This is a genomic window from Gordonia sp. NPDC003950 (assembly GCF_053605205.1).
Genome location: NZ_JBSGIT010000008.1, coordinates 1 through 12,681, shown reverse-complemented (window position 1 = coordinate 12,681; position 12,681 = coordinate 1). Strand labels below are relative to the sequence as shown.

Genomic DNA, 12,681 nt, shown 5'->3' with positions numbered 1-12,681 from the left:
CCAAAGAAACGACCGAAAGTGTCCCCGATCCGAGGGACACGCGCGGAATTGTCAGCAGTCCCTCAGCTTGCGGCTCGGCGGCTCTCAGGTTGCACCGCGCGATTCCACAGCGCCACGGTCACGCCCCAGAGCTCGTGATCACCACGTCGGCCCACCGCATCGGTGTGCTCGACCAGCAATCCCTCCCGCTCGAACCCGACGTCGGCGAGCACATCCGACAATGACGACTTCGGCACGCAGACCACCGCCACCCGACGCAGCCCCCGCACCGCGAAAGCACTACTGACCAGCGCATTCACCACCGCCGCCAGCGACTCGTCGGTACCGGGGCGCAGGTCGAACCACGCGGTCACATGCGACGAGAGCTCATCGAGACCCCGCAGTCCGCACACGCCGGCCGGCCCGCCGTCAACCGTCACCGTAAACGTGACCTCGCGTCCGGGACGCGCGGTCAGGACGACGCCGCCCTCGTGCATTGGCCGACGGACGACGCGGTGCCGGCCGATCCTGCCCACGACGCCGCACACGCCGCCACAGAGCACGCCGAGCACGTAACGCAGGCCGTCACCGACGGTCGACAACCGCCAGTAACGCGGCCGCGCGGCCCGCGACAGGTGCCGTCCCACGGCGTTGCCGCCGGGATCGAAGTACCGGCTCAGGCTCCGTGTGACGCCTTCGGCGGGCACCGTCGACAGACGCAGAGTCAGCTGCAGATGGTCCCGTTCGACGCCGTCGGCCCCCACCCGGAAGTAATTCCGCATGAGCGCCTCCTCCGCGAAACCACTCTTACGGCAGGCACCGGCGGCGCGGACGTTGTCGACGCACACCGGCGCCGTCACCCGCTCCGCTCCGAGCGTGGCGAACGCGAAATCCGACAGCAGGGAACCCGCGAGGATCGCCAGACCTGACGATGCGAGCGTCGAGTCGACCCAGATCCCCAACTCCGCCGACCGGCCTCGCCGGTCGATGTCGGTCAGTGCGCACTGGCCACGCAGTTCCCCGTCGACGTCGATGACGAAACCCACCGATCGGCCCGCCCGCGCCTCACGGCGGCTGCGCAGGCACTCCCGCAGCCACGCGCGGTCGGAGTGACGCTGCTCCCACCGCAATGGCGAGTACGCCCAGAACGGTTCGATCAAGTGCCGGTCGCGCACCCGGATGCCACGCCAGGCGTCGACGTCGTCGAGGCGTGGCGGACGCAGCACCACGCGATGCTCCCCCATCGGCCACGGCCCCAGTTGCAGATGCGACAGATCGGGTCCGGACCTACCTCTGATCAGCGTCATTGCCGCGCCCCGATCCGGATGCGTGTCCCGATGAGACGCAACACGGCACGCATCTGCGTGGGCATCGCCACCAGCAACGCGGCGGCGTACACCGTCACGAAGAACACACCGCCCACGGCCAGGAACGCGACACCGCCGATGACGCCACGCGAATCCGAATGCAGCACGCCATGTTCGAGCGTCCACGCGGCCACGGTGGCCAGCGTGGCACACAGCAGGGACGGCACCGTGGCGGCGATCACCTCACGCCAGGCGAAGCCGACCATCGGGCGTGCGAGGAACACACAGGTCATACCCACCACGATCGCGGTCACCGACGCCGACAGCGCCGCACCCCACAATCCGAACGGACCGATCAGCGCCAGCAGCAGGCCGATACCCAGTGTGACCTCAACCGCGGTGTACCAGTTCAGAAGTTGGGTACGCCCGGTTCCCTTGATGGCCTCCTCGCTCACCGAGATCAGGGCCTTGCCGACGCCGAGTCCCGCCATCGCGACGACGACGACGCCCGCATCCCGCCACTGCTCACCGAAGACCACCACCACCGCAGGCTCGCCGAAGGCGATCATCATGCCCGACAGGGCCGCCGCTCCCAGCATCGCCCACTGCAGGGCTCGCAGGAAGGCCGGTTTGAGTCGCTCCGGGTCGGATTTGAGCCGTGAGAACGCCGGAAACAGTGCGATGGCACCCACTTCGATGATCGCGCGTTCCGGCATCGCCGAGACCCGTTGCCCGTAGCGGAAATTGCCGAGGTCGGCTTGGCTCAGACCGCGGCCCACCACCACCGACTCCACCACCGATTGCACTCGGGCGCCGATCATGCCCAGTACCAACGGCATTCCGTACCGTGCCAGTTCCCGCCACAGTCGTACCGAGGCGCGGCCACGGCGGGGCCGCCAATCGGTGATCACCCACAACGTCGCAACCCACGCCACGTAGGACGCATAGAATCCGGCCACCATCGCCCACACACCCCACCCGGCGACGGCGGTTCCGACGGCCACCGCGGCATACACCACCGCAACGGTGGGCCCGACGATCAGACGCCGCTTGACGCTGAACTCTCGCTGCAGCAACGCTTCCGGCACATTGGTGAACGAATACAGGAACAACACACCCGAGGTGGCGGCGGCAATCAGCCCGACCTCGCTGCTGTGGAACGCCCACCCGATGAGCGGGCTCGCGGCCAGGGTGAGCAGGCTCATGCCGAGCCCGGCGATTGCCGTCACCCAGAACACGGTCTCCGCGGCATCCTCGAGTTCGTTGTCGCGGTGAATGAGTCCCGAACGCAAGCCGCCCTCGACGAAGTTGCCGAGGAATGCGGCGACGACGGTGCCGGAGATGAACAACCCGACCTCCGTCGGCGTCAGCAACCGGGCCAGGGCGATGGTCTGGGCCAAGGTGACGATCTCGCCGAACACCAGTGCCGCCGCCGACGCCGCGGCGACGTTGCCGACGACACTCGACATCGACCGTCCGTCGCGTGTCTCGTCTTCTTCGGATACGCGGTCCTTCGAGTCGGTGCTCATCGGATCACCGGACCGTCGATGCTCATGCGTCGGTCCGCCCGGCCGCCGCGGCGTGTCCCGCCGCCACCGAGTCGAGGAACCCGTAGAGCGTGTCGGTGCTCGCCGCGATCTGCTCGGCCGCTCTGGACCGCAACGGCTCTCGCACATCGTCGGCCGAATCCCACGCGTCGGTCAGCGCACCGGTCAGGACGGTCTCGAGGTCGGGGTCGTCGAGGTGAACCACCGTGACACCGGTACCGAACATCTCGGCCAGACCGTAGAACTTGTCGTCGTAGTAGGCGGTGGAGGTCAGCGCGATCACCGGAATACCCTGCGACAGAGCGAAAACCGCAAGGTGGTAGGCCCCGGTCACCACCACCCGACACGCTCCGACGCGCTCGATCACCGCCGACGGATGCGCATACCGGTGCGGCATCGCCCGCACCTTCGGATACCCGTCGACCAGTGGCAGCGTCGAGATCCGGTCCTGTGACTGGTATTCGGCGATGGCCAGTGGCGCGATCGTTGCATCGTGTCCGGCGGCGACGGTGCGGACGACCCGACCGACGCACTCCTGGGCCGCAAGCGCCACCGGAGAGTAGTCGGCCACCCGCAGACACAGGCCGACGTCGCTGCCGACCTCGTCGGTCCGCGCACGGTAGGCCAGTTCGATGGCGTCGTCGCCGGTCACCACCACCCGGTCACGTGGCACACCCAGCGACTCGAGGAGAGCCGGACCCCGACGGCCCTCGCGCAACGCGATGACCGATGCCGCCCCGAGCGCGCCCGCCGCCCGTTCCCGCAGCGCGGGATCGTCCAGCGGGCCGAGCCCTTGGCCGACCAAGGCCACCGGAACACCGTGCGCCACCGCATGTTCCATCAGACCGAACACCCGATTCGACTGCGCGCTGTCGGCGTCGGTGAGGTAGCCACCGCCCAACGCGACGATCACCGTGGCCTCTTCGGCCGCCGCGAACGATCCGCGGGTGACCGCCACCCGCGGCGGCGGAGGCACGATCTCCTCGGGGCGACCGATGAGCACCAGCCACGCCCGGCGCAACCGGTTGCGTGCACCACGCGCCCGCTGCGGCAACCACACCCGCGCACACAACGCGGCAATGACGATGGGCCCCACCAATTGTGGGCCGACGTGCTGCGCGAGATTCTCCCACCACGTCGGCGGCCCCCACGGGTCGGCGTCGCCGACGGTGACCGCCTCGACGTCACCAAACAACGCGCGCAACAACATTGGCGAGTCAGTGAGCACCGCCACCCGCGCATGGGGCCACCGGCGACGGATGCGCTCGATGGTCATCTGCATCATCGCCATGTCCCCGTGATTACGGAGCCAGTACTCGCTGTTCTCGATGAGCACCCGTGGTCTGGTTCCCCCCACAACCACAGATGCCGCAACTTCCCCCATGAAATTCTCCGAACTCTTCTGCCCCGGAGACACCGGCCTACCTGTGTCGATGCACCCCAGCGCTCCCCCGGCATGACGGAATGGCCACGCCGTTTCCCCCGCGCCCACTTTACTGTAATGCACAAAAGATGGTTCACTTGTCCAAGGACAGTTCTCGGTGAGCGTGCGACACCCGTCTGCGGATGTCACATCAGGGAGGCACCGACGCTGTCCACACGTCCGGGGGGACGCTACAAGCGAAGACATAGGATGCCCAATTTGGGGGGGCCTCCGCGTACAAACGCGAAGGGAAACATCGTGAATACGAGCAGCTTTGCTGCGATCCATTGGGATCGCATCTGGCGGCGACGCTATCTCGTCGCCGCCATCGCGATCATCATCACACTGATCGGGACGGTGTCGTCGCTGACCACCGCGACGACCTATTCCAGCAAGGCCACCCTGTCGGTTGCGTCACAAATCCGTGCGCCGGAACAGGATTCATACCTTGCGCAGGGATACATCAACTTCTTCAACGATCCCGCCTACCAGGCCACCCTGCGCAGCATCGCCGCGGTACCCGCGGATGTCACTTTCGCCGCGTCGTTGGCCGGGCCGAGTCCGTTGATCTACATCACCGCCACGTCCACCGACTCCGCGCAGGTCGAGGCCGCGGCCGGGCAGATGGCCACGGCATTGCAGAACACCGTGAACGACGCAATACGGGCAGAGCAGGATCGTTCGGTTGCCGCCATCCGCAAACCATTTGACGACATCCGCAGTGCCAGCGGGGTGATCCCGCAGCAATCCCTGGCGCAGTTGGAGGACCGCATCAGTCAGATCACCGGCGATTCCACCAACCAGGTCACCACACTCGGCCTGCGGTCGGAGGTGTCTTCCTCGGGTGGACCCAGCATGATCACCATTGCGTTGGCATTGCTCGCCGGCCTGGTGGTCGGCGCCGGTGTCGCACTGGCCTGCGGCATCTTCACCCGCCGGACGGATTCCGCACACGACCTGCACGCGATGACCGGGCTCGAGTCGCTGGCGACGGTACCCACCGCCGAACCGGCCGGCACGCGCAGTCTGCAACATCTCGCCGTCGCACTCGATCACCGCGCCGAACCCACCTCCCCGCTGATCGCGCTGTGCGGCACCAGTTCCGACGATTCCGCCGCACACGCCGCAGAAGTGGTTGCGCGCAGCTGGCGCCGCTCCGGACTGCGGGTGGCGATCATCGACGCCGCCCACGGCCGTGATGAGGGCGACCCGACCACGGAGACCTTCCTCGCCGATGAGTCCGAGGACTTCCTGGCCCTCGAACTCTCCGACGACGCACCTCCGCCGGCCGCGGCGCTGCGCACCCTGCTCGACGGGGCCGGCGGCCGCTACGATCGCATCCTGCTCATCCTGCCGCCCATCACCGAATCCAGTGACGCGCAGGTACTCTGCAGCGTCGCACGCGAGTGCGTGCTGGTGGTCGACCAGTCACGATCCACCAACGCCACGGTCGGTTCGACCGTCGCCCTGCTCCGACAGGTTGACGCCACGATCCTCGGCACCGTGTTCGTCGAGCATCCGATCCCCGTCGTCGGGCGACTTCCCCGGTTCCGTACCGGCGGTGAGGCCACGGCCACGTCGGACACCGCGGACGGCGTGACATCACCGACGGACGACATCGACTCGCCGGCAACCGATGTCGACGCGGAGAACACCGACACCGCCGACACCGCCGACACACCGGAGGATCCGGACGTGGCCACCCACCCGACCTGGCGTGAGTCCCGCGGATCGGATTCGGACGCAGAAGAGGCGACCGAACCCGCCATGCAGTCCGCCGGCACGCGCTGATCCGGTGGCATCGGTTCCGATCCCGCTCGCGCACACCAGATCGCGGGTGATCCGGGTCATCGTCGCTGCCGCGGTGACGCTCGTCGTCGCCGTCGGTGTGGTGGTCGCTCCGGCACAGTTCCCGCTTCTGGCGGCCCTCGGGGTGATCGCCATCGCGGCGGTCGCCGCCGGTTTGGTCAATCCGCAGATCGCGGTCGCCTACCTGTTGGTGGCCATGTTCGGGCGCATCGCCCTGGGTGCGGTCGCCCCGGTCGATCCGTTCGTCCCTGCCTTCGCCGGAGTGCTGCTCGCGATGCTCCTGTGGCTGTCCGCACGGCACGGCGCGCTGCCACGACTCACCTGGCTCGACGCGATGATGGTCGGCTACCTGCTGTGGAACATCTACTCCTGGTGCGCGCCACACGATCTGACGGTCAACTCTCCGCTGACCGACACCGACCTGTCGATCTACCGTTTCATCCTGACCGGCACCGCGATCCCGTTCACGATGTACCTCGTCGGCCGGATGGTCTATCGCAGTGAGAAGTCGGTCCGGGTGATCATCTGGATGACCGGCGCATTCGGTGCGTACTCCGCACTGATGAACATCTGCCAGTTCCACGCACCCGCACTGGTGTTCCCGCGCTACATCGTGACCGCGCCCAACTGGGCCGGGCGCGCCAACGGCATCTTCAATCAGCCTGTTGCCAACGGGATCTGCCTGATCGCCGGATTCCTCGCCGCCATCACCCTCGCCACCGATCCGCGGCTGCGGTCGGTGTGGATTCGGGTGCTGCTCTACGTGGCGGCCGGTGCGATGGCCTACGGCGCGTACCTCACCTACACGCGGGTGGTGTGGTTGGCCTTCGTGATCGTGATCATCGTGGGTACCATCCTGGCCAAACCCCGGACACCGTACGTGATCTCGCTGCTCGTGGTGATCGTCGGCGTGATGGCCACGTGGAGTCGGCTGACCAGCAGTGACCGGTCGGCCGGCGGGGTCACGTCGGTCAACGAGGTCGACGACCGGCTCAACTCACTGGCCACCTCGTGGTGGGCAATCCAGGAGAGACCCCTGTTCGGCTGGGGGATCGGACGATTCACGGCACTCAATACGGTGCACCATCAACGGTTCTCCGAGGAGATCCCGTGGATGCGCGGATTCGGCATCTCCTCGCACCAGAACGAGGCCGGGATCTTCGTCGAGCTCGGGATCATCGGTGTCGGGCTGTGGCTCGCCGTCCTGATCCTGTTGGCTCTCGCCCTGGTTCGCGCCGTCCGTGCCCTACCCGACGCCGGAGTCTGCGGCCGAAACCTGGCGTTGCTCGCCGCACTGACGATGCTCACCCTCGTCATCGCCGGCACCACCGTGGACCTGCGGTTCTTCGACTTCCCCAACGCGTTGGCATTCCTGCTCGCCGGCATCGCGATCGGCTGGTACGAACGAAGCCGCGGGCCGGGTGTCGGTGCCGCCCAGGTCGGTGCCGCTGCGATCGGCACCCCCGGAAAGGTTCCCCACGCCGAGAAGGTCTCCCATGTCGCCGTCCACTGACCTGCACACCGCCACCGACACCGAGGTCCTCTGGGTGTCCACCTCGCTGGGCACCCGCGGCGGGGTGTCGTCGGTGGTGCGGGAGTTCACCGCCACGCCACTCTGGTCGGACTGGCACATCCGTCACATCGCCACCCACCGCGACGGTTCCATCCCCACCCGGATGCTGACCTACCTGGCCGCCCTGATTACGGTGGCCGTCACCCTGATTCGACGACCCCCCGCACTGATGCACCTGCACACGGCGTCCTACGGCAGCTTCATCCGCAAGAGTCTGCTGCTGTGGCTCGCCTCGGCGCGTCGGGTCCCGGTGGTGATGCACGTCCACGGCGCCGAGTTCCACCTGTTCCATGAGCGTGCACCCCGCCCCCTGCAGGCATACATCGCCGAAACCCTCTCCGCCGCCGACTGTGTCATCGCTCTCGGCCCGCAGTGGCGCACCCGATTGTTGGCCATCGCCCCGACGGCACACGTCGAGGTGCTACCCAATTCGGTTCGCGTGTCCGATGACTCGGTCCTCCGCCGCGCGGACGATCCGCTGCGGGTGGTGTTCCTCGGTCGCGTCGGTGACCGCAAGGGCACCTTCGTCCTGCTCGACGCCTGGGCGCAGCGCTCTGCTCCGGTGCCCGCACGGCTGACCATCGCAGGCGACGGTGACCTCGACCGCGCCCGCACCGTCATCGCCGACCACGGTATGTCCGAATCAGTGTCGCTGACCGGCTGGCTCTCACCCGAGGCCACCGAGGCGCTGCTGCGCCGCGCCGACATCGTGGTGTTGCCGTCCCGCAACGAGGGTTTACCGATGGCGGTGCTCGAGGCGATGGCGCACGGCGTGACGGTGATCGCCACCCCGGTCGGCGACATTCCCGATGTCCTCGACACCTCCTGCGGCGTTCTGATCCCCGTCGACGATCCCGCCGCGCTGGCCGCCGCGCTGGATGCGTTGCTCATCGACGACGCCCGACGCACTCGCCTGGGTGACGCTGCCCGCGAACGCATTCGGGAACGCTTCGACATCAACGCCGCCACCGCCACTCTCGACTCCATCTATCAAAGGATTCTTCGATGACGACCGGATTGGACTCGCGGGTCCGGGTGCTGCATGTGGTTCCCGACCTGGGAGTCGGTGGCGCCGAACGCCACGTCGCCACCCTGATGCCACGACTGGACCCGCGGCACTTCGTCCCCTCCGTCATCTGCATCGGTCAACCCGGCGCGTTGTTCGACGACCTGCGCTCCACCGGTATTCCGGTGCGCGCCATGCGACTCGGCAAACGCCAAGCCCTGCCCGCACTGCTCGGACTGATCTCCGAGTTCCGCCGGAATCGGCCCGACGTCGTCCTCGTCCGCGGCTACAACGCCGAGATGCTCGGGCGGATCGCCGCCTGGATCACCCGCGTCCCGGTGTCGGTGGTGTGGGTGCACAACGACGGCGATATCGAACCACGGGGCCGGGTCCGCATCATCGCCGACGCGATCCTCGACCGGGTCACCGACGCCTACTTCGGTGTGGCCCAACGGCAACGCGATTACATCGTCAACGAGCTCGGACGTCCGGCGGAGAAGGTCACCATCATTCACAACGGCGTCGACCCGGCCGCATTCGATCAGGACCGCGATCGGTCGGTGGCGCGTGACCTCGGGGTCGCCGACAGCGAGCCCCTCGTCGGGATCATCGCGGCGCTGCGCCCGGAGAAGGATCACCAGCTGTTCCTCGCCGCCGCCGCGCAGGTGCGTGCCCGCATCCCCAACGCCCGCTTCCTCATCGTCGGCGACGGCCCGATGCGCGACCGGCTGCACGAGCTGGCCGCCGCCCACCATCTCGACGACGCGGTGATCTTCACCGGCGCGCGTTCCGACATCCCCGCGGTCCTGCGGTCCCTGGATCTGTTCGTGTTGTGTTCCTACAGCATCGAGTGCTTTCCGATGGCGTTGCTCGAGGCGATGGCCTGCGCGGTGCCCGCCGTGTGCACCGACGTCGGCGGGGTCAGCGAACTGGTCGACGAGGGCCGCACCGGTCATCTCGTTCCACCGCATGATGCGAGCGCGCTTGCGCAGCAGATCATTTCGACGCTGTCCGACCGGGACCGACTCGCCGAGATGGGCCGCAATGCCCGCACCCGGGTGGAGACCGAGTTCAGTCTCGACGGTGCCGTCGAGTCGACGCAGCGACACCTGCAGCGTCTGGTGGCCACCCGGGGACCCCGCGAACCGATGACGCTGACCGTCGTCCTCGACGTCACCGAGGTCGGCGGCGTGGAATTGCTTCTGCTCGACCTGTTCTCGCACTTCGACACGAATGTGATCCGCCCCCGGGTGGTGTGCCTGCGGGGTGAAGGAGCGCTGACGCAACGCTTCCGGGACGCCGGCTTCGAGGTCGCCGTGATCGACCGGACCGGTCGCTGGGATCCGCGTCGGCTCACCCGGCTCGTCGCAGACCTGCGCCGATCGCGCACCGACGTCGTTCTCGTCACCCATCACCACCGCGCGGCGCTGGCCTTCGGTCGGGTCGCCGCCCGGATCCGCCGCATCCCCAACATCGTCGCCGCACACGACATGGATCTCACCGACGTCGGCGGCCGGGTGCTGCCCCGCTGGGCGGTCGACACCCTGTGGGCCAGTCAGGCATTGGTGCTGCTGAGCCCCGCCCAGGGACGCTACCTGCACGATCAGGAGGGCGTCGGCACCTCCGCGATCAGCCGCACCTGGGAGGTGGTGATCCCCAACGGGATCGTCATTCCACCGCCGGTCGATGACACCGAACGGGAGAGGGCTCGCGCCGATCTCGGCATCAAGCCCGACGACTTCGCGATCGGGATGGTCGCCCGGTTGTCGTCTCAGAAGGCGCACGAGGTGGCCTTCCACGCGATGTCCCGGCTGGTGCGTACCCATCCGAACGCGCGCCTGTTCGTGATCGGGCAGGGTGATCGGGAGAAGGAATTACGCGTTCTGGCTTCGTCTCTGGGCCTCGACGAGCACATCGTGTTCACCGGTGTCCGCAGCGACGTCGCGAACCTGTTGCCGGCCTTCGACGCGGGCTGCCTGTCGTCGGTGCACGAGGGGGTGCCGCTCGCTGTCATCGAGTACATGGCCGCCGGGCTGCCGGTGGTTGCCACCGACTGCGGCTCGTTGAGCGACATGGTCACCGACGGCGTCAACGGCTACCTCGTCGACGTCGGCGACGCGGATTCGATGGCCGAACGCCTCTCCGACCTCGCCGCCCATCCCGAACTGCGACGACGGCTCGGTTCCGCCGGCCGTCGGCGCGCCGAGAACGACTATCAGATCACCAAGACCGCACACGACTATCAGAATCTCGTGTCGGCACTCGCACGTAGAAGGGCCCGATCATGAAGCGTCACATCCTCATCCTCGTCGAGAACCTGTCGGTTCCGTTCGACCGGCGGGTCTGGCAGGAATCGCGCGCCCTCGTCGACGGCGGCTACCAGGTGACCGTGATCTGCCCTCAGGGCACCGCCACCGACACCGCGGCCGAGGAGACCATCGACGGGGTGCGCATCCTGCGATATCCGTTGCGCCCGGCCACCGGCGGTCCGGCCGGGTATCTGCGCGAGTACGGTCTCGCCCTGTGGCACACCACCCGCCTGGCACTGCGGGTGCGACGCCACGAACGCATCGACGCCGTGCACGCCTGCAATCCCCCGGACCTGCTGTTCCTGGTGGGACTGCTGCTGAAACTGCTGGGCGCCAAGGCATTCGTCTTCGATCACCACGATCTGGTGCCCGAGTTGTTCGAATCCCGCTTCGGTGGCCGCAACTGGCTCTACCGCGCGACACGGGCCGTGGAGCGGGTGACCTTCGCCGCTGCCGACGGGGTGATCTCCACCAACGAGAGCTACCGCAGCGTCGCCATCGAACGGGGCAAGATGTCACCCGACGCGGTGCGTGTGGTGCGCAGCGCCCCCGACCTCGAGAGGTTCGTCATGCGCACACCGGATACTGCTCTGGCGCAGGGTAAGAAGCATCTCGCCGCCTACCTGGGGGTGATGGGCCCGCAGGACGGTGTCGACTACGCCATCCGCGCGCTGAAGTACCTGCGCACCGAGATCGGCCGCGACGACGTGCACGCGATCTTCATGGGAGCCGGAGACGCCCTCGACGAGATGGTCGCTCTGACCACCGATCTCGGGCTCGACGACATGGTCGAATTCACCGGCCGCGTCCCCGACGAGTACGTACAGACCTGCCTGTCCACCGCCGACGTCTGCCTCTCACCCGATCCGCTCAACCCACTGAACAATCTCTCCACGATGAACAAGGTGGTCGAATACATGGCGATGGGCCGCCCCCTGGTATCCTTCGACCTCGTCGAAGCACGAGTGTCGGCCGGCGACGCCGCGGTCTACGTCCCCGCCAACGACGAAGCCGCCTTCGCCGAAGCCCTCAACGAACTCCTCGACAACCCCGAACGCCGAGCCGAGATGGGCGCCCTCGGTCGATCCCGAGTGGAGTCCCAACTCTCGTGGGCCACATCGGAACACAACCTGCTCGAGTTCTACGAAGATCTGTTCACCCGCACCAGTTGACCGATCGCTTCTCTCCGACACAGCCAGCGAAACCAGCTGCGCCCCAGCGCAAGCCCCCTCCCGCCGGTCGAGGTGCGAGGAGCGCCAGCGACGAGCCTCGAGACCACCGCAACCCGACAACGCGACCAGCCCAACACTTCCCAGCCCCACCCCACCAGGTCTCGACACGACCTCCGCTAGCGCTCCGGTCGGCTCGACCAACGAAAAGAGCTGCACCACAGCGTAAGCCCCCTTCCGTCGGTCGAGGTGCGAGGAGCGCCAGCCGCCGCGTTGAGCTCCGTCGAAACGACGAGCCTCGAGACCACCGCAACCCGCGCTGGAAGCCAACCACCTCCCAGCCCCACTCCACCAGGGTCTCGACACGGGCTCCGCTGGCGCTCCGCCCGGCTCGTCCAACGGACCAGATTCACCAACGAAATAAGCTGCACCCCAGCACAAGCCCCTCCCGCTGGTCGAGGAGCGAGGAGCCCCCAGGGCGACGAGCCTCGAGACCACCGCAACCCGCGCTGGAAGCCACCCAACGCCCAGCGCCACCCCACCAGGGTCTCGACACGGG

At 67.6% G+C, this 12,681-nt stretch carries 8 protein-coding genes; 5 read left to right on the top strand and 3 right to left on the bottom strand.

All coding sequences use genetic code 11. The annotated features are described in order from the left end of the window. Positions 1 to 62: 62 nt before the first annotated feature. From ACWETB_RS08675 to ACWETB_RS08665, 3 genes are read right to left on the bottom strand one after another with little or no spacing between them, the layout of a single operon-like run. Positions 63 to 1,286, bottom strand: coding sequence for a GNAT family N-acetyltransferase (locus tag ACWETB_RS08675; protein ID WP_452210588.1), 1,224 nt, complete (start codon positions 1,284 to 1,286; stop codon positions 63 to 65). After that, on the bottom strand, positions 1,283 to 2,815 hold the full coding sequence (locus ACWETB_RS08670; protein ID WP_449741464.1) for an oligosaccharide flippase family protein: 1,533 nt from the start codon (positions 2,813 to 2,815) through the stop codon (positions 1,283 to 1,285). The genes ACWETB_RS08675 and ACWETB_RS08670 overlap by 4 nt, the downstream gene beginning before the upstream one ends. Before the next feature lie 22 nt (positions 2,816 to 2,837). After that, the gene (locus ACWETB_RS08665; protein ID WP_449741465.1) at positions 2,838 to 4,169 is read right to left on the bottom strand and encodes a polysaccharide pyruvyl transferase family protein; all 1,332 of its coding nucleotides are present in this window, start codon (positions 4,167 to 4,169) and stop codon (positions 2,838 to 2,840) included. A 345-nt stretch (positions 4,170 to 4,514) separates the two neighbouring features. On the opposite strand from ACWETB_RS08665, the gene ACWETB_RS08660 reads away from it, so the two are divergent. From ACWETB_RS08660 to ACWETB_RS08640, 5 genes are read left to right on the top strand one after another with little or no spacing between them, the layout of a single operon-like run. Further along, on the top strand, positions 4,515 to 6,047 hold the full coding sequence (locus ACWETB_RS08660; protein WP_452210585.1) for a hypothetical protein: 1,533 nt from the start codon (positions 4,515 to 4,517) through the stop codon (positions 6,045 to 6,047). Between the two features lie 4 nt (positions 6,048 to 6,051). Continuing rightward, positions 6,052 to 7,578: an O-antigen ligase family protein gene (locus ACWETB_RS08655; RefSeq protein ID WP_452210583.1), complete on the top strand. Its 1,527-nt coding sequence runs from the start codon at positions 6,052 to 6,054 to the stop codon at positions 7,576 to 7,578. Next, positions 7,562 to 8,647, top strand: a complete 1,086-nt coding sequence (locus tag ACWETB_RS08650) for a glycosyltransferase family 4 protein (RefSeq protein WP_452210581.1) — start codon at positions 7,562 to 7,564, stop codon at positions 8,645 to 8,647. The genes ACWETB_RS08655 and ACWETB_RS08650 overlap by 17 nt, the downstream gene beginning before the upstream one ends. Further along, positions 8,644 to 10,932: a glycosyltransferase gene (locus ACWETB_RS08645; protein WP_348804982.1), complete on the top strand. Its 2,289-nt coding sequence runs from the start codon at positions 8,644 to 8,646 to the stop codon at positions 10,930 to 10,932. The genes ACWETB_RS08650 and ACWETB_RS08645 overlap by 4 nt, the downstream gene beginning before the upstream one ends. Beyond that, complete coding sequence (locus tag ACWETB_RS08640) at positions 10,929 to 12,125, top strand: glycosyltransferase family 4 protein (RefSeq protein ID WP_452210579.1); 1,197 nt, start codon at positions 10,929 to 10,931, stop codon at positions 12,123 to 12,125. The genes ACWETB_RS08645 and ACWETB_RS08640 overlap by 4 nt, the downstream gene beginning before the upstream one ends. The last annotated feature ends 556 nt before the right edge of the window (positions 12,126 to 12,681 follow it).

What these genes read in the sequence shown, in the direction of transcription:
- ACWETB_RS08650 (WP_452210581.1), top strand. Translation starts at nt 7,562, where the DNA reads ATGTCGCCGTCCACTGACCTGCACACCGCCACCGACACCGAGGTCCTC.
- ACWETB_RS08640 (WP_452210579.1), top strand. Translation starts at nt 10,929, where the DNA reads ATGAAGCGTCACATCCTCATCCTCGTCGAGAACCTGTCGGTTCCGTTC.
- ACWETB_RS08645 (WP_348804982.1), top strand. Translation starts at nt 8,644, where the DNA reads ATGACGACCGGATTGGACTCGCGGGTCCGGGTGCTGCATGTGGTTCCC.
- ACWETB_RS08675 (WP_452210588.1), bottom strand. Translation starts at nt 1,286, where the DNA reads ATGACGCTGATCAGAGGTAGGTCCGGACCCGATCTGTCGCATCTGCAA.
- ACWETB_RS08670 (WP_449741464.1), bottom strand. Translation starts at nt 2,815, where the DNA reads ATGAGCACCGACTCGAAGGACCGCGTATCCGAAGAAGACGAGACACGC.